This window comes from Brevibacillus sp. BC25, assembly GCF_000282075.1.
Classification (GTDB): Bacteria; Bacillota; Bacilli; order Brevibacillales; family Brevibacillaceae; genus Brevibacillus.
This window is the reverse complement of the sequence record NZ_AKIX01000064.1, coordinates 1-25,243: the sequence shown is the minus strand read 5'-3', so window position 1 is coordinate 25,243 and position 25,243 is coordinate 1. Positions and strand designations below refer to the sequence as shown.

General features: G+C 47.3%; 21 protein-coding genes. 20 read left to right on the top strand and 1 reads right to left on the bottom strand.

Annotation, left to right across the window (positions count from 1 at the left end):
- The 14 genes from PMI05_RS18380 to PMI05_RS18315 form a co-directional block, all read left to right on the top strand.
- On the top strand, positions 1–229 hold a 229-nt coding region (locus tag PMI05_RS18380), incomplete at its 5' end, for a DUF4004 family protein (protein WP_007724808.1).
- Positions 230–243: 14 nt separating this feature from the next.
- Positions 244–972: a cell shape determination protein CcmA gene (locus PMI05_RS18375; protein WP_007724806.1), complete on the top strand. Its 729-nt coding sequence runs from the start codon at positions 244–246 to the stop codon at positions 970–972.
- Between the two features lie 127 nt (positions 973–1,099).
- Positions 1,100–1,726, top strand: a complete 627-nt coding sequence (locus PMI05_RS18370; RefSeq protein WP_007724804.1) for a TetR/AcrR family transcriptional regulator — start codon at positions 1,100–1,102, stop codon at positions 1,724–1,726.
- A 31-nt stretch (positions 1,727–1,757) separates the two neighbouring features.
- Complete coding sequence (locus tag PMI05_RS18365; protein ID WP_007724802.1) at positions 1,758–2,990, top strand: efflux RND transporter periplasmic adaptor subunit; 1,233 nt, start codon at positions 1,758–1,760, stop codon at positions 2,988–2,990.
- Positions 2,987–6,097 (top strand): efflux RND transporter permease subunit, encoded by a 3,111-nt coding sequence (locus tag PMI05_RS18360; protein ID WP_007724800.1) that lies wholly within the window; start codon positions 2,987–2,989, stop codon positions 6,095–6,097. The genes PMI05_RS18365 and PMI05_RS18360 overlap by 4 nt, the downstream gene beginning before the upstream one ends.
- A 238-nt stretch (positions 6,098–6,335) precedes the next feature.
- Positions 6,336–7,631, top strand: a complete 1,296-nt coding sequence (locus PMI05_RS18355; protein WP_007724798.1) for an HD domain-containing protein — start codon at positions 6,336–6,338, stop codon at positions 7,629–7,631.
- Positions 7,624–8,154, top strand: a complete 531-nt coding sequence (locus tag PMI05_RS18350) for a YwgA family protein (protein WP_007724796.1) — start codon at positions 7,624–7,626, stop codon at positions 8,152–8,154. The genes PMI05_RS18355 and PMI05_RS18350 overlap by 8 nt, the downstream gene beginning before the upstream one ends.
- A 183-nt stretch (positions 8,155–8,337) precedes the next feature.
- Positions 8,338–8,727 (top strand): co-chaperone YbbN, encoded by a 390-nt coding sequence (locus PMI05_RS18345; protein ID WP_039960980.1) that lies wholly within the window; start codon positions 8,338–8,340, stop codon positions 8,725–8,727.
- Positions 8,728–8,763: 36 nt separating this feature from the next.
- Entirely contained in the window at positions 8,764–9,648 is an 885-nt protein-coding gene (locus PMI05_RS18340) for an S-layer homology domain-containing protein (RefSeq protein ID WP_007724794.1), read from the top strand.
- Between the two features lie 198 nt (positions 9,649–9,846).
- Positions 9,847–13,659 (top strand): ABC transporter permease, encoded by a 3,813-nt coding sequence (locus PMI05_RS18335; protein ID WP_238543323.1) that lies wholly within the window; start codon positions 9,847–9,849, stop codon positions 13,657–13,659.
- Positions 13,660–13,725: 66 nt separating this feature from the next.
- Positions 13,726–16,512, top strand: coding sequence for an esterase (locus tag PMI05_RS18330; protein ID WP_007724792.1), 2,787 nt, complete (start codon positions 13,726–13,728; stop codon positions 16,510–16,512).
- A 26-nt stretch (positions 16,513–16,538) separates the two neighbouring features.
- Entirely contained in the window at positions 16,539–16,871 is a 333-nt protein-coding gene (locus PMI05_RS18325) for a hypothetical protein (protein ID WP_007724790.1), read from the top strand.
- An 83-nt stretch (positions 16,872–16,954) separates the two neighbouring features.
- Entirely contained in the window at positions 16,955–17,452 is a 498-nt protein-coding gene (locus tag PMI05_RS18320; protein ID WP_007724788.1) for a YwhD family protein, read from the top strand.
- A gap of 238 nt (positions 17,453–17,690) precedes the next feature.
- A complete protein-coding gene (locus PMI05_RS18315; protein ID WP_007724786.1) occupies positions 17,691–17,948 on the top strand; it encodes a hypothetical protein in 258 nt (85 codons plus the stop codon).
- Positions 17,949–17,999: 51 nt separating this feature from the next.
- Here PMI05_RS18315 and PMI05_RS18310 read toward each other — a convergent pair whose 3' ends face one another.
- Positions 18,000–20,051, bottom strand: coding sequence for a transglycosylase domain-containing protein (locus PMI05_RS18310; protein WP_007724784.1), 2,052 nt, complete (start codon positions 20,049–20,051; stop codon positions 18,000–18,002).
- Between the two features lie 196 nt (positions 20,052–20,247).
- Between PMI05_RS18310 and speE the strand changes: the two genes are divergently transcribed.
- The 6 genes from speE to PMI05_RS18280 all read left to right on the top strand — a co-directional run.
- Positions 20,248–21,081 carry a polyamine aminopropyltransferase gene (gene speE, locus PMI05_RS18305; protein WP_039960982.1) on the top strand — a complete coding sequence of 278 codons (834 nt, stop codon included), beginning with the start codon at positions 20,248–20,250 and terminating at the stop codon, positions 21,079–21,081.
- A 19-nt stretch (positions 21,082–21,100) separates the two neighbouring features.
- The gene (gene speB, locus PMI05_RS18300) at positions 21,101–21,970 is read left to right on the top strand and encodes an agmatinase (RefSeq protein ID WP_007724780.1); all 870 of its coding nucleotides are present in this window, start codon (positions 21,101–21,103) and stop codon (positions 21,968–21,970) included.
- 178 nt (positions 21,971–22,148) lie between these two features.
- Positions 22,149–23,393 (top strand): MFS transporter, encoded by a 1,245-nt coding sequence (locus tag PMI05_RS18295; RefSeq protein ID WP_007724779.1) that lies wholly within the window; start codon positions 22,149–22,151, stop codon positions 23,391–23,393.
- A 55-nt stretch (positions 23,394–23,448) separates the two neighbouring features.
- Complete coding sequence (locus PMI05_RS18290; RefSeq protein WP_007724778.1) at positions 23,449–23,862, top strand: DUF1934 domain-containing protein; 414 nt, start codon at positions 23,449–23,451, stop codon at positions 23,860–23,862.
- 74 nt (positions 23,863–23,936) lie between these two features.
- Positions 23,937–24,329, top strand: coding sequence for a hypothetical protein (locus PMI05_RS18285; RefSeq protein ID WP_007724776.1), 393 nt, complete (start codon positions 23,937–23,939; stop codon positions 24,327–24,329).
- A gap of 77 nt (positions 24,330–24,406) precedes the next feature.
- Positions 24,407–25,243, top strand: an 837-nt coding sequence (locus PMI05_RS18280) for a sigma 54-interacting transcriptional regulator (RefSeq protein WP_007724774.1), incomplete at its 3' end; no start/stop codon positions are given.

Sequence of the window (25,243 nt, the reverse complement as noted above, 5' to 3'; positions counted from 1 at the left end):
TGGAGACTTGAGTGTAGAAGAAGGCGGCGGATTGCTACAGGTACTGGCTAGCCACTATCCCAAATTCGAAGGGAAGCCTTGTGAGCTGATCTTTATGCGCAAGATGGGGATTTCCACGTTCGTGTTGGTGTCTGGCTCTACCGAACTGTATTTTGATAGCGGTGTAAAGGTAGTAAAGCAGCTCGATCTAGCCAATTGCATCGAGGAATTAAAAGGAAAATATTTGTAGGGGGAGACCATACCATGCAGAACGAGAATAAGAACAAGCTAGATTTGATCTTTCATGGGGCAGTGAATGCTACGGGTGGCGTATACAACAAAGTAGATGTGCAAGGTTACGGCAAGATTAATGGCGATGTAGAGTGCGAGTCGCTTCATTGTGCGGGACATGTCAGTATCACGGGAGATCTCATTGGCTCTTCGGCAAGAGTAGAAGGCAACGCGTCGATTAAAGGTAAAGTGAAAATGGATACGTTATCTGTATACGGTCAGCTTGATGTTGCGGACGATTTGAATTTTACGAGTCTAAAAGTCGGTGGGAATGTCAAAGTACAGGGCAATATGGCAGGAGAGGATGTAAAGGTTCACGGATCATTGAAAGCCTCAGGGGATTGTGAAGCCGAAGTGTTCCGGGCAAACGGCGCGTTTACTATCGGAGGACTGCTGAATGCGGGGCGAATCGAAGTACTTCTGCATGGCAGCTGTGAGGTAAAAGAAATGGGCGGAGAGCACATCGAGGTGCGCCGAACTGGGAATAGCACTTTGGGCAAGTTGTTGAAGCATTTTCTCAACAATACCTTGTCCGTAGAGACGATTGAAGGTGACGAAATCTATTTGGAAAACACAAAGGCCAAGGTCGTTCGCGGCAACAAGATCGAGATTGGACCAGACTGCGAAATCGACCTGGTCGAATACAGCACAGAATGTAAGCAAGACCCGAGCTCACAGATTAAGACACTGACACAACGGTAGGGCTTACAAGGAAAAATTAACATTCCAAACTGCATGCAAGTATTTACATGCATGCAGTCTCTTTATATAATGAGCTTGGAAAAAAATGAAAATGCAAGTAATTGCTTGCTTGGTACGGAGGTGCGTTATGGATCACCCAGATATAGAACAGAAGCTGGGGGGGAGAGGCGAAGAGGAACAGGAAACCCGTGAGCGAATTTTATCTGCCGCACGTCAGCTAATGGCACAAAAAGGATACAAGGGAGCGACTACACGCAAGATTTCTGAGCTTGCGGGGGTTAATGAGGTAACGGTATTTCGTCACTTCAAGAACAAGGTAGGCATCTTGACAGAGCTCCTGAAAGAAATCATGGATGTCCGAGAGCAGTTGGAGCAAGGGTTGCAAGGCGAGTTTTCTGATCTCAAGCAAATGTTAGTCAGCTACGCACGTACGTATTACGGCTTATTGGTCGAGCGCAAAGAAATTTTCATGATCTGCATGATTGAAGCGGATAACCACCCGGAAGTCGTGCAGATGTTCAGCAGTCTGCCGATGACCGCCGTCGAGGTATTGTCCAACAAGCTCCTGGCGTTTCAGGAGCAAGGGCATTTGCCAAAGGCAGATCCGTTCACGGCAGCTCTTATGTTCGTCTCCACTTTCTTTTACGCCTTCATGGCGAAGTATCGGGTTAATCTCGATCTCGAAATGGTAGAAGAAGAGCTTTTTGAAAATGCTTCTGAAATCTTGCTACAAGGCATCAGAGGACTCAAATAAACAGCATAGTTACATAGGGGCGGAGGAAGTCATGAAGAGAAGATGGCTTGTATCTGTAATGATGATCGGACTACTCGCAACGACGGCTTGCAGCGAGCAACAGCCTGCTTCGGCACCTCAGAAGGAGTTGAAGCATGTCGTCGTTGCACAAGTTAAGAAGGAACAGGCTGTTACCGTTACGGAGTTATCTGGTACGCTGGCTCCTTTGGAGGAAGCACTCGTTTCTTTTGAAGTAGGCGGTCGTATTGTGGAGATGAACCGAAAAGAAGGAGACACGGTCAAAGCGGGAGATATGCTTGCCCGTGTGAATGCCACAGATTACTCGCTCCAGGTTGCTTCGTCCAGCGCTGCCGTGCAGCAGAGTGCAGCAAATCTTAGCAAGGTAAACAATGGCGCGAGAGAGCAAGAAGTGACGCAGGCACGTTTGCTTGTGGAGAAGGCAACAGTAGGTCTGCAAAAAATGCAGGATGATTTCGATCGGATTGAAAAGCTCTACCAGCAAAACGCCATTTCCAAAAGCGAGTATGAAAGTGCACAAAATGGACTGACGATTGCGCAAAAGGATTTGCAAAACGCACAGCAGTCTTATTCTCTGGTTACTCAAGGGGCTCGTGCGGAAGACAAACAGTTGACGCAGGCTGTATACAATCAGACGGTTATCGCCAAAGAAGTGGCAGCCAATACACTTGCTAAAACGCAGCTTCGGTCGCCGATTAACGGGACGATCATCGCCAAGCTCTCGTCTGCGGGTAATTTGGTCGGTTCAGGTACCCCCGTCTATCAAGTCGGCAACATCGACACATTAAAAGTCGTATTGCCCGTTCCTGACCGTGAGATTTCTGCCTGGAAAGTAGGCGATACGATCTCCTTAGACCTGTATGGACAAAAACGGGATGGCAAAGTGACAAAAATATTTCCTGCCACGAACCAAAATACCGGAACGATTGGCGTAGAGGTCCAAATCGCCAACCAAGCTCGTGACTGGTTTGCTGGTCAGGTGGTGAAAGCGACCAAAACGGTAACAGGGCAGGAAGGTGTCTACGTACCAGTAGAAGCAGTCATCAGCAGAGGAAAAGATGACGCGCATGTCTTCGTCAATGCAGGCGGCAAGGCTGTCAAAACAAGCGTAGTCATCGGGCAGATTGTAAGTGACAAGCTCGAGATCAAGAACGGATTAAAAGAAGGAGACCAACTGATCGTCAAAGGGGTGGACCGTTTGTTTGACGGTGACCCAATCGAGGCGGCAGGAGGTACACAACCGTGATCAAGTACATCGTACAAAAGCGCAAAATCACGCTCCTGTTTTTCAGCATGATTGTACTTGTAGGTTCCCTCAGCTTTTTTCAACTGCCTAAGCAAGAGATGCCGGATATTATCGTTAACATGGCGACGATCACGACCGTTTACCCGGGAGCTTCGCCAGAAAAGGTCGAGCAGGCTGTTACGAAAAAGCTGGAAGAAAAAATCAATGAATTACAGGGACTTAACTATATATCATCCTCATCTTCCCTCGGAGTTTCTTTTATCATGGTGGAAGCAAAGAGTGACGTAGACCCGAAGCAAAAATGGGATGAATTGCGGAAGAAGGTAAAGGACGCAGAGGCTGATCTGCCAGCCGATGCGAAACAACCGATCATCAATGATGATTTGAACCGTACGTTTGTCCAATCGTTTGCGGTCACTGCTGACACGCGTGAGGAATTGTACAGCATGCGTACCATGCTGAGATCGTGGAAAGAACAGCTGCGCACGATTCCGAACGTAGCGGATGTACTGGTGGAAGGACTACCGGAGCAGGAAGTCCACATCGAGGTTGATACGCAAAAGCTGAGCCAGTACGGGATCACGTGGAGTCAGGTGATGATGGCCGTCAAAAAGGAAAATGAAAAAATCCCGCTTGGCGACCTGACCACAGAAAAACGGACCTACCAGCTCAAGCTGGCGGAAAATACAGATGTCGAAGAACTGAACAAAGTCATTATCTCCCGTTCAAAAGAGGGCTTCCCGATCTATCTGAAGGACATCGGATCGGTCAAAATGACGACGGAGACGGTGAAAACGACTTCGTATTTCAATGGGAAGCCTTCGATCACGATCAGCGTCAATGCAGAGACGGGAAGTGATGTGCCGTCCTTGCAGAAGCGCGTAGACGAGATGATGGTGACTCTGGATAAAACACTTCCGGCAGGGGCCGAGAGACACTCGATTTATAGTCAAAATGAACGCGTCGATGAGCTTTTTAGCGACTTGACCCGGGAAATGATGATTGCCATCGTTGCTGTTTTGGTGGTGTGTGCACTCGGGTTGAACCTGATCACATCGTTGGTAGTAGCGATGGCGATTCCGATTTCCTTGGCTGTGGGGCTTATGTTCCTGCCATCTCTGGGTATTTCACTCAACATGATCTCAATCGTTTCGTTGATCATTGTCCTGGGGATCTTGGTCGATGACGCCGTGGTGGTCAATGACAATATCGAGCGGAGACTGTCAGTCCTGGGCGAAAAACCAATGGCTGCGGCGGTTAATGGTGCCAAGGAAGTATCGATTTCGATCACGACCGCTACGCTGGCTACGATTGCGTCGTTTGCGCCCTTGATGTTTTTGAGCGGCAACGTCGGGCAGTTCATTCGTCCGGTTCCCGTAATTATTTCGATGACGATGCTAGCGTCGATGGTCATGTCGCTGACGATCATCCCGATCTTTCGCCAATGGTACGAACAACGTAGAAAGGCTGGCGTAGAAGGGTATCGTAAGCCCGCTGGACTGTTGGGGAAACAATTGTTGCAGCTGACCAAGTGGTATGCGAGCAAGGTCATGCCGAAAATTTTGAAGCGACCGCTTTTGGCAGGAATGATTGGCGTATTGATCGGGACGGCAGCATATGGATTGATACCGCTCACTCCGGTGGAATTGTTCCCGAACGATGATCGCCCGCAGTTTCTCATCGATATCCGTCTCCCCGTGGGCAACAGTCTGGATGAAACAGACCGAGTGGTGCGTGGGACGGCAGACTGGGTGTTGAAGCAGCCTGGCATCGAGACAGTATCTGCGTACGCGGGAGGCAGTGCACCGAAAATGTTCGGTGGAGATACAGCTGCCGGAAGCGGCATTACCGTCGGACAGCTAGTGGTTCGTTATAATGAAAAAGAGACCCATCTCGAGAACATGCTGGAGCCGTGGACGGAGGAATTCAAAAAGCTGTATCCGGAAGCGAGTATCTTAACGAAGCAGCTGGAGGCAGGTCCTCCGGTTGGAAAACCAGTCGTGATTCGTTTTTATGGAGAGGATATTGAGACGCTACGCTCTCTTTCTGCACAAGCAAAAGAAAAGGTTGCAGGATTAGAGGGAACGTACAATGTGCAAGACGATTTCGGGGTAGAACGCTACACCTTGGAATTTGTCGTCAATAAAGAGCTGATGGAGCAAAAGCTCGTCAACTACACGGACTTGTCCACGACGCTGCGTCTGGTGAGCGAAGGCATTACCGTCAGCGAGTTTGATACAGGCTCAGACCTGATAGATATGAAGCTGTTTTTGCAAAAAGGAGAGGAAGACCCTGCATTGCTGTTCCAACGACTCAGCATCGCCAACGCGCGTGGAGAGCTGATCCCGTTGTCACAGCTCGCGGAAGTAAAACCGACTTTCAGTACACAGACAATCCCGCATCGCGATTTGTCGCGGAGCGTGACAGTTACCAGTGATCTGAAAGGTAGAACGGCGACAGAAGTAATGGCAGAGATCAAGCCGATGCTCGATAGCATGTCCTTGCCTGAAGGATACCGCTATGAGATTGGTGGCGAGACGTCCGAGCAGACTGATATTTTTATCGACATGGGCAAACTCTCGATTCTTGTCGTTTTCCTGATCCTGATTTTGATCGCGATGCAATTCTATTCCTTGACCATTCCTGTACTGGTTACCAGTACGATTTACCTCGCTGTATCGGGGAGCTTGATCGGCTTGTTCGTGACCCAGACGCCACTAGGCTTTATGACGATGATGGGGATTATTGCTTTGGCGGGCATCGTGGTGCGTAACGGGATCGTTTTGATCGAGTTCATCGAGGAGGCACGTCATACAGGCATGGAGCTGAAGCAGGCGGTTATTTCTGCGTGTGAGGCACGACTACGGCCAATTCTTTTAACCTCGCTTACAGCGATTGCAGGTATGATGCCGTTAGCTATTTCAGGTGACGTTTTGTTCAAACCGCTTGCGGTCACCATTATTTCCGGCTTGGCGTTTTCGACACTTTTGACCTTGATCGTCGTACCATCCTTCTATACGGTTCTGACGCAGCACAAGATCAAAAAGCTGGCGAAAAAAGCCGCGAAGCGCCCGGATTTGTATGGTCCTGAGGCAGAGACATTATAATGCATGCAACAGCGGCAAACTCTCCGATTCATTTCGTTCGGGAGTTTGTCGCTGTTTGTTTTAGTAAGCTTTTCTTGCTTTTCGCCAGCCGATTATCAAAATCTAGATGGAAATGGCATTCTTCAGATTTTTGTAAGAGTTTGATTGAGCAAGAAATGGTATCGGACGTATGATATGATAGTGTCAACATTCACTGTCAGTAATAGATAGAAAGCAGTACAGGAAGGGAGTGTCCAGGATGCAACAGCCCCAGCTTCTTCATGAAGAAAAGGTATTCAAAGACCCTGTTCACCGCTACGTCCACGTGCGGGACAAATTCATTTGGGATTTGATCAACTCGGCAGAATTCCAACGTTTGCGCAGAGTCAAGCAACTGGGCACCAGCTTTTTTACGTTTCACGGTGGAGAGCATAGCCGCTTTAACCACTCGCTTGGCGTGTATGAACTGATGCGCAGAATTTTGGAGACGTTCGAAGGCCGTATTCAGTTGACGTACGAGGAAAAGCTGCTGTGTCTATGTGCGGCTTTGCTCCACGATGTGGGCCACGGTCCGTTTTCCCATTCGTTTGAAAAGGTGTTCAAGTATCACCACGAGGATTGGACGCGCGCCATTTTGCTTGGAGATACGCAAATCAACCGAATTCTTCGGCGGTTTGATGATAGCTTCCCGAAGAAATTGGCAGAAGTGATTAATAAGACATATGACAATAAACTGATCGTAAGCCTCATCTCTAGCCAGCTCGATGCCGATCGGATGGATTACTTACTGCGTGATGCCTACTATACGGGCGTCAATTACGGCAATTTCGAGATTGAGCGAATCTTGCGTGTCATGCGGCCGCAGGAGGATGGCATTGTCTTTAAATTCAGTGGGATGCATGCTGTCGAAGACTACATCATGTCTCGCTATCAAATGTACTGGCAGGTCTATTTCCATCCCGTGACACGGAGTGCCGAAGTAATCTTGTGCAAAATTTTTCAACGGGCGAAGCTCTTGTTCTCCCAAGGCTATCCGTTCATGCAGGAGCCTGTCATGTTGCTGCCTTTCTTGCAGGAAAAGGTAGAGCTCGCTGACTATTTAGCGCTTGATGAATCCATTATTCTTTTCTATATGCAGCTCTGGCGCAGAGAGCAAGACCCTGTGTTGAAAGATTTGTGCGCCCGTTTTTTGGACAGGAATCTCTTTAAATACGTCGAATATAATCCGAGGGATTTCCGCTTGCTGTCTGAGCTGAAAGAACTATTTCAATCTGCCGGAATTGATCCGATGTATTATTTGGAGGTAGACACGACCTCCGATCTTCCGTATGATTTTTACCGTGCCGGAGAAGAAGAGGAGCGCATTCCGATTATGCTCCAAATGCCTTCAGGCGAACTGGTCGAGCTGTCACAGAAGTCAGAAATTGTACAGGCCATTAGCGGAAAGCGGCGCTTTGATTACAAGCTGTACTTTCCATTGGATAAAGTCATGGCTTTGCCGGGGGATCTCTCCCGTAAGATTCGAGAACGTCTGGGAGTGATGGAGGATGCTTAATCGTCACGCCAAGATCATACGCCTGATTGAGATAGTCGGCGAAGTGAGCGGGCGAAAAAAATTGCAAAAGATGGTGTACATAGGAAAACATCTGGAGATGGATTTCGATGAGCGCTACGAGTTTCACATGTATGGTCCATATTCGGAAGAGCTGACGCTTAGAGTAGATGAGCTGTGCAACATGGGGCTTCTGGATGAGCAAATGGAGAGTAAAGGTGCTATTCATATGTATCGTTACTCTTTGAACGAAACCGGTCATGATTTTCTCAAGTTTCATGAGGTTGACTTCGGTAGTGGAGAACGTGCGATTTTGCGTATGAACGAGGAGAATTCCCGTTTTCTCGAGCTGGTTTCTACGATTCTGTATTTCAACCATCTGCCCTATGAGGAAATGAAGGGCAAAATCTTTACGTTTAAGAGCAAGCAGCGCTACACCGAAGAAGAGATTCAAAAAGGGCAGGCGTTTATTGAAGAACTGCGTGCGCTGATGAAGGAAGACGGCGGCAGTTCACTTATGCAATAGGGAACATCATACGAGGAAAAGCACGGCGTACGAACTTGGAAGAGTTGTGGTACGTCTTTTTTTTATACATGTCAGCCAGTCCAATGAGGCTGGCTTTTTTTGTCTCAGTTCGGAGCTGCATAATACGGGCATCGTTCTTTGACAAGTGCATACGTATGAAACATTTTGATTAGCGAAAGGGAGATGGACGTGAGTAGAAGCAAGCAATGGTGGCTGTGGATCGTGCTCGGTGTTGTTATGCTTGCCGTCGGTATAAGTGCGTGGGGTACAGCCAGTGCACAAGAAGTAAGAGTGGTGTACGTCTATAGTGATAGTTGCGGATATTGTACGGAGTTCGGCCCGACATTCGAGAGAGTTGTGAAGGCGTATCCACCCGAAATGATCCAACGACTGGATATCCATAAGCAGAAAGAACTGGATGAAGCGTCGCGACTAGGTGCAGAGGTAACTCCTACTGTTTTTGTCGTCGAAAAAGGTAAGGTGGTTGAGAAGCTGGAAGGGGCGGTACCTGAGAATACGTTGCGAAGCTTTTTGCAAAGGAACCTAAATCAGACTCTTTCTAAAAATGGATAATATAGGTAAAATATCCGGTAAAGAGGGGGTCATTCCATGAACAAACGTGCAATGATGTCGTACCTACTAGCATCTGTACTAGCAATGGCAGGGTTTACTGGAGTTGTTGATAGTCCTACAGTGCAAGCTGCTGCGCCAGCGAAGGATTACGCTTCACATACAGCAAAGGCAGCCATTGATTTCGGTGTACAGAAGAAATACTTATGGTTGGATAGCAAAGGGAACTTTTATCCGAATAGTCAAATGACGCAAGGGCAGTTTATCGCGAGTTTGGTAGCCATTCGCGGATTGAAGGAGGTAGCACCCGTACCGCAGCTCCCAGCAGGGCACTGGGCGAAGATGAGCTATGAGAAGGCGCAGAAGGCGGGGATTTTGGCGGGGGTGAAGGTAGAGCCGAACAGACTGTTGACGAAGGAAGAAACGGCAGCACTGGTGTATGCTGCATGGAAGCCGATTCGCGGTGAAAAAAATCCGAATTTAACCAATACCGGGGCGCTAATCACGTGGGGATGGATGAAGCCAGCTCCTAGTGGTCAGCCTAAATTTCGTGAGGATTTACCTGTGACGCGAGTGGAAGCAGCGGAGATTTTACGTTATTTGTGGAAGGATAAATGGCAGCTTGAGCAAGGGGCGAAATTTGCGGCTGAGTTTCATAAGAGCTTGAAGGTTGTGAATGGGAAGATTAGTGGGAAGGTGCCTAAGGGTGATAGTGATTTTATGATAAAAGCAATGTTCATTACGAAACAAGACGGGTTAGAAGGATTCTTAAACAACGAATCTTTTAACTTTCCATTAAATAATATAAGTTCTTTGACTTTTAGTGTTATTAACACCAATGACTCAACCGATGCAGGAATATACTGGTATACAAAACTGCCTAATCTAGAGCAAATAAATAACACCCGAAAATTTCATCAATAGAGCAAAAAGGGTGGGAAATGAATGCAGACACTTCTAACAAGGCACAGAAAATTCACTATGTCTGTGCTTGTCTTTTGTCTTCTGTTTGGTTTCTTAACTACTCATTCCAACTTTGCAAATGCCTCGCCAAATTATCATAAGATTAAAGTGGCAACTGTAGATTCAAATAAAGAGCTAGCACCAAAAGGAGAATTCTATGTGCTTCAGATCGCAGGCATAGACGGACAACTTGGTGCAGCTGTTTCTCAAATCGAAGTAGATAGAATTATAGATAGTAATAAGGTTCTAGGATTTGCGGATATACACAAAAAAGCAGACAGAGGATGGTATTTTGTAGATGACAGCGAAGCGGCTTACTGGATAAATAAGTTCGGTGGAAATTCAAGCAATATCCTTGGTGGAACTGCCAATGTGTATAGTAAGACGGTTTCCAGTAATGAGGTGCCAAATTTCGTACCCTACCAAGCCTACAACCTCGCAGAACTAGCCTCCGCCTCAGGCGGCGCAGGCTACACCAAAGGAGACAACCTCGTCCCTGACGGCAAAGGCGGATACATCTCAGTAGGCCACTTCCGAACAACCCCACAACCCAGCGGCAGCATAGCCACCGACAAAACCAAATACAACCTCAACGAAACAGTTGAGATACATGCAAATGCCACGGACTTTTCTTACTATGACCGCGGCATTTTTGTATGGTCTTTAAATGTGATCAACAAGTCAACAGGACGTGGATACAAGAGCATCTTATCTAATCAAAAATTCAACGATCCAAGCACGGCTATCCCCACGGTAAACGAGACAAGCAGTCCCCCAGGCTACAAGTGGACCTATAGAAATACCGAATATAAGCCTACCGAGCCAGGCGTGTATGAAGTATCACTAACCATCACTGACCTGCATCAAAGAAGCCGCCAAGGATCAAGCAGCATAAGCGTTTCCACACCTTACACAGCACAATTTACAGTAGGTGATGTAACCCCACCGGAAAAACCCGATCCCGAAAAGCCTGACCCAGGTCCAGCCTGTTCGATCGGATCAACAAAAACCAAACTGAACATTCAAGTCGTTGGCGACAAGGATATAAAAGACCACAATGCTGTTGCAAGCGGCGGCTCAGATATTGCTGTCGAAAAAAATGCCGATATTACCCTCTCTGCCAATAAACCAGGAAAATACACGATGAATGGATATGACATGAAGCCTGGGGCGAATGGGAATCGGAAGGTCGCGACAGGTAGAGTGGGTAGCTCTGGACGGGTAAAAGTCGTCTACGTTAGTGATGATGGAACCGAATGCTGGGAGAAATATTTAAGAGTAGAGTCGCCAGACGGGGAGGACTCATGCCCCATCGTTACGCTGTCGGCATCTGCAGTAAGAAACGGTGAAACGATTGAGATTATGCCATTCGATACGCTTACGTTCCGAGCCAAATACACGACCAAACACGGAGATAGCTCGGAGGCATCGCTCAAGTGGGATGTATCACTTCCGAACGGAAAAATCTATACCTTGCCAGTCAAGGAAAATGACAATGGCAGATGGGGACCCTATGATTCCTCCAGTTTAAAGCTTCCGGACGGAAATGTTCATAACCCGTACTATTTTCCATTCGAGCGAGGAAAAACGTACAAACTGAAGCTAAACTTTGATGGGACAAAGTGGGGGAAGCGACCTGAATGCAATTGGGAAATAACGATCGTCGTAAAAGATGCTTTCTGCACAATCGCTGATCAAAAAAAGGTTACGTTTTTGGTGCATAGCGAACCACCCCTGCCATTTTCTCCTGAAGGGGAAAGCATGAATGGATCAGCCAGCTCAGGCTTTACATTGAAAGACCCCGTATACATCAAGTACTTTACGGAGGCTGGTGATCAATACAATACCAATCTATCGTTTTCCTCGAAGGTATCTGGTACTTGGTATTGGAAGAGCCCCGGAGGAAAAACAGCGTTAACAGACAAGCTTGCGGCGGACGAGCCATTCAAACTCATGTTACCGGCAAGCGTAGATGTTGGCGATGAAATCGTACTGCTGTTCGAGTCCGAGACAGGCTGCACGGGTGAGGTGCGATTCACCATTGAATCTGACCAAAAATGCTGGGATATTCTAGCGTCAGTAGAAATCGATCGAAACAATCAAAAGTGGAGCAAGGATATTCAACGGGGAGAGACCATTGAAATAGCAGCAGATGAGATTCCAGACAAGTATCGGTTTCGTATGTTTTTGTCAGACGATAGTCACTTTTCTATGAGATGGTTCGATCCTGCGTCAGGCTCCTGGGAAAGAAAGCGAAACGGAAAATCACTCGATAGCTCAAACACCTCCACAAATAGCCACTGGGTGTATTTCCCGAAGGATGAAAATGGTCTTCTTTTAGAAGGGCTGTACAAGGTGCAATTTTATTCAACCCAGAGTGATGGCTGTGACGGTCATTTTTTTGTGCAAATCGGCAAAGGCGCTCCAAAACCGGATGGAGAGAATTTGCTTATTGTGAAATCGAGCTTTCAAATTGATCCGAAGAGCCCTCGAGCAGCAGGAACCGATGCGACAATTACATTCAACGTGAAGAATGCCGGGAAATTAACGCATGATACGAAATTGGCTGTTCGGTGGGCTAGCTCAGAAAAGGAAACCAGCTTGGATGTGAAGGAATTCAAGCCGGGTGAGGTGCGTAAGATCACGGTTCCGACGAAGTATCCGCAAAAATCCGAGGATTTCATCGCCCATATCAACCCTACGAAATCGATGCCAGAAAATGAGACGATCTGGACGGACAATCGTGCGACTTGGCCAGTGAAAATAATTGGTGGGGAAGTTCCCGAGGCGCCTGGTGGTGGAGACGATTTTGATGGCGGTGAAATTGGCTTAGAGATTTATGACAGTGATGGTCGTCAGCTACAAAAACTGCCGCTACATGCAGACGGCGTGTGGGAACGTGAGCCTGCTACGATTCGCGTGATCATTGATCAGTCGAAAATAAACGAAGGCTTCCAAAAAACAGAGCAGGAGATCAATCAGAAAATCACGCAATTTAAAGCACAATTGGAGAGTTCAGTCAGCGGGGACAATATCAAAAACGTAACCGTCACTGCGAATCCCGGGTGGATTTCAGATGCCAAGGGCTTGGCAGTTTATACACCATCACAGCTTGATCTGAAGCTGACAGGCCCCGGAGCGCGGATGCAATGGCAGGTAAGCAGTGCATCTACAGGCACAGAGGTCGTGTACACAGGAACCACGGTCCCAACGCAGACGACTTGGCGCCAAGTACTCCAATCGCAAAAGTACAAAACAGAAATCAACGGCTTTGTCATCGTGATGGATTATCAGGTCGATTTTGAACTGTCCTACGAGAGTTGCACGACGAACGACGAAGATGAAGAGGTGTGTGAACCACAGAACATATCCAAAACAATGACAGGACGCTATACCATTACGGTAAAAGGGGGAGAGCGCTCCTTTGAAGTCTTTGAGCCAAATGCAACAGGCTCGATTCGCCATACAACCGAATGGGCAGCGTATCATGCCAGAGACCGTTATCCAAACAGCCAGCCACATGATTACTACGCAGGAGAGCGCATCTTGACACAAGTGGAGCTGCAGGATCGACACCGCCATCCCGTGAGCAACCAGTTTCCTGTCGTGACATCTGCGCGGGCGTGGATTTCGGAAACTGGCTTACGCCAAACGCCGCTACAGTCGTTATTAGCCTTACAACAAGCGACTCCCCAGCTCTGGAGAGGACCCTCCTATTCCGCTTCCAAGCTAGGAGCTCGTGAAGTGGGAGTAGATACGCCTTTGATGGGGGATAAACAGCATGGCTTCCAAAAAGATGCGAGCTACGCAGTTTATTACACCGTTTCCTTTCGTTTTGACGTAAATAAGGGCTTCCCCTATCAAAATAAAGCCTCCGGGCAAGGGCACGAGCTAAAAGATTATCAACTACCCTTCCGTATCATTGCAAATGCATGGGAACGACAAGGAATCCGAAACCATACGACACAGTAAAAATATTTGCACCCCCTCTCTGTCTTTTTCTACTGTAAAGCTAGAAAAAGGATGAGGGGGATTTTTGTGGGAATAATCACGCGGCGCTTGCTATGTGTACTTCTCCTATTCGCTTTATGCTTGGGGAATACAGTGGAACAGGGCTGGGCAAAAGAACGAGAGCTATTCGTAGAGGAGGCGCGGGCATGGATCGACGAAGGAGAGGTGCGTTTTCAGGCACAATTATCGGGCACTCCGGATAAAGTCGAGCTATCTGTTAATCAGGACAGCGACATCAAAACCCGTTCTTTTCACGAGGAGTCTCAGATTTCCCTCGCCGTAATGCCTATGGATGATAGTCCTATCCAGGTAACGATGTTCATCGATGATTTAGAAGAGCCGTTACGTAGCTGGGAGCTATCGTTGCCTGAACACATAGAGCCGACCGTAGAAAAAATAAAAATCAAAAAGGCGCCTTGGGACGAACTGGCTGCCAATCAGGAAGAACCGTTAGAATTGATCGAAATAGAGATCGAAGACCAAAACGAAGCTCCGCCAGAAGAGGAAGAACAGGAGCAGGAGCAGGATGCCACCGCTGAAGAGCTTTCGCGGCTTGCAGAGGAATTTTATGCGCACTTTTCAGGCGAGCATAAGCCAGGAGAAGCGGAACTGCGCAATAGAGAAGCTCGCTTTGAGGTAGAGCCGAATGACACCATAGGCAGCAAATCGGATTGGCTATTTGATGGAAAGGACAGTCATGGAAAGATTAGCAGCAAAGATGATGTGGATTTTTGGAAAATCAGAGGAACAACAAATGGACAGATGAATATATCTCTCACAGATATTCGGGCAAACGAAGACTACGATTTGTATGTGTACGATGAGGAGGAGCGGGAGCTTGCCCGTTCAGAGCAGCATGGAAATGAGCCTGAGCTAATCGAGGGACTGACACTGGAAAAAGACAAATGGTACTACATCAAGGTCGTTGGAAAGCAGGGCTCGTTTTCGAAAGATTACTACTACCGCTTGCGAGCTGATTTTTTCGCGGATCAAGGAGGGGACAAGGCAGATGGATACGAGCCGAATGACACAATGGAAGCGGCCTACGAGCTAGATGCGTATAAACGAAATATCGTAGGAAATCTTCATTCAAAGACGGATGTGGATTTTTACAGCTTATCCTTTACGCTCTCCTCTACTGTGGAGGTCTCCCTCAAGGATATCCCTACTGGAATGGATATGGACGTATTTCTGCTCGACGAGGCTGGAAAAGTAGTCGCCAGATCCGAGAAAGCGAAGAATTCGGATGAACATATGATATTCAATGCCTATCCTGGAACCTACAAAGTCAAGGTCATGGCCAGCAAACGCTCGGGATTTACCGCTAACTCGTACAGTCTTTATATTGGAGACAGAACGATTCCAGTTATCTTAATCCCGGGAGTAGGTGGATCGCGACTCGAAGTGGAGCAGAATGGAAAGAGATCGGAAATATGGTTGGGACTTGGAGATAGTCTCATTGGTATTAATGATCCCAAACACCGCAGGCTACTCTCTCTGGAGCCAATCAAGCCAAATAGTGTAGATGTACAGCCAGTCGTTCGTGAAGCGACGATCCACCCGGAAAAAGACGATTTTTACGCCATCGAATATCTTTCCTATGCGCCGTTTTTAAAAGAACTTACCGAACAGTATTACAGCATGGTAAAGGAACTAGAGAAGCAGGGATACAAAAAGCACCGAACCTTATTTGCACTGCCGTACGATTGGCGATACAGCAGCACGAAAAATTCCAAACTTCTAAAAGAAGAAATCGATGCTGCACTAAAGGCAAGTGGGGCAAATCAGGTGCATTTGGTGGCACATAGCATGGGTGGGATCTTGGTAAAAGAAACACTTCTATCCAATGTGTCCTACCAGCGCAAAGTGAATCGTGTCGTGTATATGGGCACACCCTTCCTTGGCTCTCCACGGGCATATCAGGCTCTTAAGCACGGATACAATTTTTCGATCCCTTGGCTGGATGAAGAAACAGGGAAAGTGATTTCCTCTTATGCACCTGCCGTTTACGAGCTGCTACCCTCCAAAAAATACTTTGAAACGGTTGGTTTCCTGAAAAAGAGTAACATTCAGTACTACACCTACGACGAATTTTTAAAGGATAAAAATATTCGCCTCGACTATGACCCGCTTGTCAGGCATGGCGGCAAGATGCATGAAAAGTGGGATAACAAAACGATCAATGTTCCACAGTATTCCATCGTGGGTACAGGCCAAGTAACACTGCTCGGTTACTTTTATGATTCTTTTTACAACGAATGGTCCCCGATTCTCGATCCTGGCGTTGGGGACGGTACCGTTCCGTATATGAGTGCCAATTACGCCCAGAAGGATATGAAAAAACGTTACTACGTAAAAGGCGAACACGCCAAGCTGCCGACCATTCCAGAAGTCATCGAACAAGTAACGCGATTGCTACAGGGAGATGAGGAATTACAACCAGGATTGCGCAATGCTCCGGACCAAAATGCTGACTACCTGTACTACATCATTGCGCAAGATGACAAAAGCTTTCCTGAAGTGACGATACACAAAGCCGGCCAGACTTTTACGCTCGACGCCAATAAAAAAGAAGTACGGGAAGACCTGTCTATTGAATATCACGATCGCATCGTTGTCATCCATGTTCGAGATGGTGAAGACCTGGAATTCCAGCCGCCTGTAGTTGTAGAGGGAGAAGAGTCAGCGCGCTTTCTGATCAAACGTTTCTCGTCAGATGATTCGGAGCGTTACAAAGAAACAGGCAGACATTACGTGCTCGATGAGCGTGGACTGGCAGAGGTAGAAGAGTCTGCGGATTCCAATGATGTGTAGCCATCAAAAGCAAAGGTGTAGAGACAATGGATGATAATTGGTTTGTCTGGTTCATACTCGGGCCTTTCGTATTTTCATTGATGTTTGCGGGGCCTTTGATTGGTTTGCTCATCGCAGCTTTCATTCGCTTCACGCTAGGCTTTCGCGGCTGGTTGATCTTTCTAAGTGTTCTTTTTATCAGCTTTGTGTACTACTTGTTTATTGTTCCCTCTGACACGATGCTAGGTGAACTGTTGGTTATGAAGGTTGCAATGGCGGTCCATACAGCCATCGTAACGATCCTGATCATGTGGGGCATCGAAAAAATCATCCAGTTGGTAAATAAAAAACGAAACACCCAAAAACCCATGGATAAATAACTGGGCACATACGCAAATTGCGTCACAGCACGTTTTTCGAGTAGAATAGAAGGAAGGAGAATGATTGTCTGGAGGTTATTCAAATGGATATTTTTGATAATAAAAAAGGCGGCTTTACCATCATGAGTGGAAAAACCGATGTACACGGAGGTTTTGGTCAAGGTGTACTCGACTTAAATGCTGTGTCTTCGGTCATTATCGATGGGGACGAAGCGTACATTGACATGGGTGCCTTGCATGCCAAAAGTTCTGTAGAAAAGGGCATCAAATGGACGATTAATAAAGAAGAAGTACCAAATGGAAAGCCTTATTGGCTCGTTTGGGTAACAGTCGATCGCAATGAAGCTGGTCCTTATTATGCAGGAGCAACCGCGTGCTATATGGAAATCGATAGGGAAGCGCGTCGGGGCTACAAAATTTTGGCAGATCACGTGAATCGCATGGATTACTCCATGAAGAGACGTATTATGCTGTCCGATCTATCCGAGAAGGAAAAAGTCGCTCTGAAAAAGCTTTTGATTGATAATAGCGCGGAGATGTATGAGAATTCCACTGAGGAATTAAAGCAAAATTTGTCCTAAAGTTGGAAATCGTGAACGGTCTGTGAACAAATCGTGAAATCAATTGTTCACACAATTGAAGTCAGGTAAACTTATTTCCATATCTGTGTACATGTACACTAGGTCAACAAACAGGGAGAGAGCCGTCACTCTTTCCCTGTTTGTGTATATAATTTCTTTGATTGATCATAGTTTTTGAGATATCGCGGAACACTAATGGGGATTGAACCAAACTGTTTGACGGAAGGGGCGGTACCCATTGGGAGAAGATCTCCGTGGTAATGAACAATCGCATGATCATTTTGTGAAGCACGGTGGCGTCCATTTCCGCACACACGTGACTCCGACCGAGATAAACAACTTTGTACGCAAGCTCCCTGCTGGAAAAAGGGACAGCTTGTTTGAAGTATTGGAACAGCTTGATAATGCCGGTCTGATTACGATCATCAACGACCATGTTTTTGCCGATGGAGATGGAGTTGTGGGCGGCGGGGACAATCAGAGCACGCAAGGTTAATAGGCATACCAAAAAGGACGTACTCGATGAAGAGGAACGTCCTTTTTTTCTTTATTGATTCGGTTTCCACCAACTGCCCATGCGCTGCCAGAAGGTCGAAGAATCTGGCGGCTTTAAAGGTGTTGGTGTCTCATTCTTCGGGATGTGATCCGTGCAGTAATCTTGAGGCTCTGTTCCGCTGGCGAAATAAAAGAGCTGTGGATTCGGACAATGCTCGGTCGCCAGTTTTCCAGAAGCAGGATCGATATAGACAGAAACAACACCAGCAGGCATGTCAAAAAGTGCAGGGGGCTGACCTTTGAGTGCGCTTTCCATGAACTGGGCCCAGATTTTTTTGGACAGGTAACCTTCCTTTACATCATCGACCTTTTGGTTTTTGTCATAACCCACCCATACGGTCGAAACCAGCTGCGGAGTGAATCCGCTCAGCCAAGCGTCATAATCCGTTGATCCTGTTTTCCCTGCTACCGGTCGGTTCATTTCACCAGCAACGCGATATCCGGTACCACCTTGTTCAAATACACTTTGCATCATATTCACTAAGAGAGCAGACGCGACAGGATCGGCTACCTGTGTTTTCTCTGGTTTTTCTTCGACTAAAATGTTGCCCTCGCTGTCCTCGATGGAGGTGATGGCAATAGGCTTCACTGCCTGTCCCTTGTTGACGATTGCTGCATAAGCTGCGTTTAACTCTAAGGGAGAGACAGGTGAAGTTCCCAGTGCCAGAGAGGGAACTGCTTGCATCGAGCTGGAGATGCCTAATTGCTTTGCTTGATCGACCACTTTTTGCGGCCCAAGAAAATCAATGGTCTTGACGGCATAAATGTTGTCGGAGGTTTTGATTGCTTCACGCATGTTGATCAGTGCGTTTGGATATTTTCCACCAAAATTGCCGGGAATGTACTGCTTATTGTTATCGTAGGTAAAAACAGTTGGTTCGCTTTTCATCAAAGTGAGCGGTGTATAGCCGTTTTGCAAGGCTGACAAATACATGATCGGCTTGAAGGAGGAACCGGGCTGCCTCTTACCAAGCACGCGATTGAACTGACTCACCTTGTAGTCACGTCCACCTACCATCGCTTTAATATAGCCGGTAGCAGGGTCCATGGCGACGAGGGCTACCTGCAAATTCGTATTGTTCTTCGGTAAGACGGAGGCGACAATATCCTCGGCCTTTTTTTGTACGACTGGATCAAGAGTCGTATGGATTTTCAGACCGCCATGAATAAATTTTTCTTCGTCAATGCCATATTTGTTTTTGACCAAATTGGCGATGTAATCGCGGAAATAAGGGGCTGGCTCGGTTGTATTCTCATTTGTCCGCTGTTTCAGCTTGATTGGTTCCGCGTAGGCTTGCTCTACTTCCTTCGATGTCAGTATATTGTCGCGCTCCATGGCATTCAAAATGAGCTTTTGTCTGGCTTTGGCGCGTTCCAAATCGACAAATGGTGAATAATAAGTAGGACCCTTAGGGATGCCTGCCAGCATGGCGCTCTCTGCGACCGTCAAATCTTTGGCGTCCTTGCCGAAATAGGTTTGGGCAGCAGCTTGTACGCCATAAGCTGAATGACCATAATAAATCTGATTCACGTACATTTCTAATATTTCATCCTTGCTGTAATTCAGTTCAAGCTGAATCGAAAGCAAGGCTTCTTTGATTTTTCGCTCCCATGTTTTGTCCAAGCTGAGGTACAGATTTCTTGCCAATTGTTGAGTGATGGTGCTGGCACCCTGACGTTTGTCCATGTTAATGACATCGACATAAGCGGCCATGGCTAATCGTTTCCAATCAAAACCGAAATGTTCGCGGAATGAACGGTCCTCGATCGCGATGGTCGCATCTAGCAATGCGGGTGAAATTTCTGCAAGTGGCACAGAAATCCGGTTCTCGCCACGGTGCATCGTATCCAAAACCTCTCCATCGGAAGCGTAAATCGTTGTGGTTTGCTTCACAAACGTTTCCGGGAGTGGTTGTGAGCGTAAGTACAAAATGAGTAGCAAGATGGCAAAAGAGAAACATAATAGGCTGAGAATGATAAATTTTACGAATTTCTTAGCCCAACGCAAATAGCGCAGCAATGGGGCTTCGCGAATGACTTCCATGCGTGCCTCTCCTCCTTTCTGCGGTTGAATCAATAAAATAGGACATACTACGTTACTAGTAGTATGTGTCGCTTGCAAGCTGGTTAAACTTTCCTCGCTAGAAAAATATCTTGCAATTTGGAAGACAGCTACTATAATTTTCTTGTTATATTGTATTTTCATGCGGTTAATTGAAGGAGGTTACATAGCCATGAATATGGAATTGTGGTACACCGAAAAACAGACGGAAAATCACGGGATAACAACGAAAATTACAGAGACCCTATACAGTGAGAAATCCGAGTTTCAACAAATCGACGTAATTAATACGAAGCAGTTTGGTCGCATGTTAGTGCTCGACGGCATGGTTATGACTACCGATGTCGATGAGTTTGTCTACCATGAAATGATTTCTCATATCGCGTTGAATACGCATCCAAACCCGAAAAAGGTTCTGGTTGTGGGCGGCGGCGATGGCGGTGCTATTCGTGAAATCGTAAAGCACGCGTCTGTAGAAAAAGCAGTTCTGGCTGAAATCGACGGTGGCGTCATTGAGTCTTGCAAAAAATATTTCCCTGAGATTGCGAGTGCATTGACAGGCAATCCGCGTGTAGATGTACAAGTAATCGATGGTATTAAACATATTCATGACCACAAAGGTGAATATGATGTGATCATGGTTGATTCTACAGAGCCAGTTGGCCCGGCTGTAGGTCTGTTCGAAAAAGGTTTCTACCAAGGCATTCACGATGCTTTGAAACCAGATGGTATCATGGTTGCTCAAACGGAATCTCCTTGGTTCAACCGTGAACTGATCAAGCGCGTGTTCAAAGACCTGAAATCGATCTTCCCGGTTACTCGTCTCTACACTTGCAGCATCCCTACTTATCCATCCGGACTGTGGAGCTTCACTATCGCTTCCAAACAACACGATCCGTTGGAAGTAGATCCAGCGAAAATCAAAGATTTGGGCACCAAATACTACAATGCGGAAGTTCACCAGGCTGCTTTCAAACTGCCTAACTTTGTGGCTGAGCTGACCCGCGACTAATCGGGGGAGAACTACACCTATGCGTTTTGACGAAGCATACTCTGGAAATGTCTTTATCCGTAGTCACGGGAATTACGAAGAAAGCCAAGCGGTTATTTACGGTATGCCGATGGACTGGACAGTGAGCTTCCGTCCGGGCTCTCGTTTTGGCCCTTCCCGTATTCGTGAGGTTTCCATCGGTCTGGAAGAGTACAGCCCGTACTTGGACAGGCTGTTGGAAGACATCAAATACTTTGATGCTGGCGATATTCCCCTTCCTTTTGGAAACGTGGAAGGTAGCCTGGATGCGATCCGTACATTCGTGGCAAAAGTATTGGCAGATGGCAAATTCCCATTGGGTCTGGGCGGAGAGCATTTGGTTTCCTGGCCAGTATTCCAAGCGGTTTATGAAAAGTACAAGGATATGGTCGTATTCCACTTTGACGCGCATACAGACCTGCGTGACAACTACGAGGGATACGAATACTCCCACTCCACCCCGATCAAAAAGGTATGCAACCTGATCGGCGGTAAAAATGTATATTCGTTCGGAATCCGCAGCGGGATGAAGGACGAGTTTGAGTGGGCAAAAGAAAACATGCATCTGTACAAATACGATGTACTGGAGCCAGTGAAGCAAGTGCTGCCTACCATCGGCAACCGTCCGATCTACCTGACGATTGACATCGATGTATTGGACCCTGCGCACGCTCCAGGAACAGGTACAACAGAAGCAGGCGGCATCACGTCTCGTGAGCTGCTCGATACTATTCACTTCATGGCAAACAACGGTGCGAATGTCATCGGTTGTGACTTGGTGGAGGTTGCTCCTGTGTATGATCACAGTGAAATGACGCAAATCGCGGCGTCCAAATTCGTTCGCGAGCTGCTCTTGAGCTTTGTAAAATAAGATATCCGCTAAATAAGCCCTCGGTTTTGCAAAAAGACCGGGGGCTTTTCTTATTGGTGGTAAACTTTCATCAGGTTAATAAACATTTTAGTTTACAAAGTTTAAAATTGTCAGTACAATCATAATAGTGAGATGATTTAATAGTCGACGGAGGTTTTCTTACAAAGGAGTTGTCTGCATGAGAGAAGTATTTGCCTACGCACCATTTCGAAAGCTGTTCTTTTCCAATTTATTCTCCGGCTTTGGGCAAGGCATGACGATGATCGGGATTGCCTGGTTCCTCGTGGAAACGACAGGCTCTGCTCAACTTTTGGGCTCTACCATGTTTACTTCTGCGGTATTGATGTTTTTCATTGGTCCGTATATCGGGACGCTCATCGATCGTTATTCCCGCAAAAAAATGCTGCTGGTGGAAAACTTGATCGGATTTAGCGTACTTGGCATGCTTGCGATCTGGGGCTTTTTCGGAGAGTACACCGAGTGGATGCTGATTGTCATCTATTTGACGACGACCTTTATGTACCAAATTCATTACCCGACGCAGTCCGCACTGGTTCAGGAGACGTTTGAGCCCAAGCACTACAACAGCATCAACAGTCTGCTCGAGATAGAAGGACAGACTGCATCCGTTCTTGCTGGCGCGTTTGCGGGGATTTTGCTTAGCTCCTACGGGCTGCATGTGGTGATTATTTTCAATGCGATTACCTACTTGTTCGCCTTTACCTTGCTGTCTAGCATGACGTATACCTTCACGCTGGAAAAAGAAGCGAAGCAAAACCAGGGGGTCGGGTGGACGGAGCAGCTGATGGAAAGCTGGCGGTACATCCGGCAAAAGAAAGGATTCCTGCTGTTTGGGATATCCGCACTCATGCCCTTCATTGCTGTTATGGCGACGAACTTATTGAAGCCTGTTTACATAAGCCAAACGCTGCAGGAGGGTGTCTCAGTGTATTCGCTAGGAGAGGTCACGTATGCAACGGGTGCCGTGGCAGCAGGTTTACTCGTTGCTATCGTCGTTCGCAAGATGGGGCAGTTGGCAGCCATGATCGGCAATACGTTGTTGTTCGCGATTGCCATTGTCGTCATGATTGCTTTACCGTATGGCTGGGCGCTGATTGCGGCGTACACGTTTTACGGGTGGAGTAACGCTTCTGTGCGCTTGATTCGGCAATCGCTCTATATGACAGTTGTGCCGAAGCATCAGATGGGGCGGGTTATGAGCTTTTTCAACTCAATCGGCATGATGATGCGTTTGATCCTTATCGGTTTGTTTACGGCTATGATCGATTACACGGGGGCAGGAGTCGGGTACTTGGTGTTGGCGGGTCTGCTGTTGCTTGCGGCGATCGGGATTGCTGCTACCATGAGATACCTGCTGGCGGATGCCAAAGCGGAGGCGGCGGTTGCCACACAGGAGCGATGAAGGGTAGAATGTAGGGATAAATGGGAAGCGAAAGAAAGTGGAGTGTGGAAGTAGCATGCAAGATATACAAGTAAAATTGACGGCACGGCATCATGTCGAAGGCAACTGGGAAGAAACGACCCACAGCTATGAAGGCAAGTGCGTACAAAAAGTATCCGCGTGGTACGTGACCTACAAAGAGCAGATGGAAGGCGTAGGCGAAGTAAGCACGACACTGAAGCTGACAGATACGTCCATTACGCTGGTTCGTCAGGGCGGGGTTTCAACCAGACAGCAATTCGAAAAAGGAGCCAGCACCCATTCTACCTATCAAAGTCCCTATGGTCCGTTTGCCATGGAGACGCATACGAACAAGCTGCGAATCCGCTACGAAGCAGAGGTTCCTGTACAGGTAGAAATCGCGTACCAGCTATGGATGAATGAGCAGTACGCTGGTGAGCATGAGCTGAAAATAGAGCTAGGAAAATAAGCCGCCCTTTGCAAGGGCGGTTTTTTGCACGTACAATAGGATTACTTGCGGCTGAAGTGAAAGGGGGATACAGCATGTTTGTACTCGCAAATGGACTAATAGCCGGTCTGGGTCTTGCTGCTTTTTTAGCGCTCGGAGATGGTTTGTTTGATACCAATACCTTTCCCGTTTTAATTGATGTCAGCTATGTACCGGGCATGGAAAACCTGCCCTCTATTGTAGAACTATTGATTCATCTGCTGATCAGTGTGATCGTCGCCTTTTTTCTCATGCACTTTTACCCGCGGGAACGAAAAGCCCGATCGGTACGATACTTGCTGTATTGGATGCTCGGTTTTTCTATCGCGTTTTTCCCATTTAGCCTGTTGAGTCAATCCGCGATGAGTTTGACAGCGTTTTTCATCTGGGCATTGGGACATTTATTGTATACCGCAATGCTTGCCATTCAGGTAGGGCGTAATCGATAACATCGCAAAAGTGCCGAATATTCGGCGAAGTGATGATTTTTTGGCAGCATGGATGGAAGGAAGGAGTGAAAGCCAGGATGCCGTTGTCAGATACGGTAGAAATGTTGCAGGCGATCTTGGGTGCTATCGATGAAGGAATTCACGTTGTGGACGCAAATGGCATTACGATTTTCTACAATCACGTCGCAGCCAAGCTCGATGGGTTGACCTCAGAAGAGGTGTTGGGGAAGCCATTGTTGGAGGTTTTTCCTTCGCTTGATCGACAGTCGAGTACCCTGCTTCGTGTCATCGATAGTGGCGAATCAATCTACAACCAGACACAGACATATAAGAACTGGAAGGGAATGCGTGTGGAGACAATCAACACGACACTTCCGGTGAGAGTAGGCAAACGGTTAGTCGGGGCAGTCGAGGTGGCGAAGGATATCGGCAAGCTAAAAGAACTGTCGGAGCGCTTGGTCGATCTTCAGGCCAAGATTAGCAAGCCGAAACGAACAAAACGCTCGATGGATGAAACGACTTTCCATTTCGAAGACATTTTGACGATGAGTGAAAAAATGAAGCGCCTTAAAGAACGCGCTCGAAAAGCTGCGCGGACAACTTCTCCCGTGTTGATATACGGCGAAACAGGGACGGGAAAAGAACTGTTTGTCCAATCCATTCATCACGCGTCTGTCCGCAGCAGTAACCCGTTTATCGCGCAAAACTGTGCCGCGCTGCCGGCCGCGCTGCTCGAAAGCTTGCTGTTTGGCACGACAAAAGGAAGCTTCACGGGAGCCGATGATCGGCCAGGGTTATTCGAGCTGGCGGACGGCGGTACTTTATTTCTGGATGAACTGAACAGTATGCCGCTCGATTTGCAGGCGAAGTTGCTGCGAGTCCTCCAGGACGGGCAGATCAGACGGATCGGCGGG